Origin of the sequence: Rhodoplanes roseus (assembly GCF_003258865.1) — a bacterium.
GTDB classification, from domain to species: Bacteria; Pseudomonadota; Alphaproteobacteria; order Rhizobiales; family Xanthobacteraceae; genus Rhodoplanes; species Rhodoplanes roseus.
On the sequence record NZ_NPEX01000984.1, the window covers coordinates 1 to 241 of the forward strand.

A 241-nucleotide genomic window follows, 5' to 3' on the forward strand; every position below is an offset into this window, starting at 1 on the left:
GATGGCGAACCTGATCGCCATGTTGTTTCAGGCTTTGTCTGCGCGGCTCGGCATCGTCACCGGGCGCAATCTTGCGGAACTCTGCCGAGACCGGTTCCCGCTGCCGGTCGTTCTCGTGATGTGGGTGGTGAGCGAGATTGCCGCGATGGCGACCGACCTTGCCGAGTTCCTCGGCGGAGCGATCGGGCTCGCGCTCCTCTTCGACATGCCGCTCCTTGTCGGAATGGGGATTACGGCCGCC

General features: G+C 64.3%; 1 protein-coding gene. It reads left to right on the forward strand.

The genetic code is table 11. The features are described from left to right. The coding region (locus CH341_RS33275; protein ID WP_170149926.1) for an Nramp family divalent metal transporter at positions 1 to 241 on the forward strand (241 nt) is incomplete at both ends.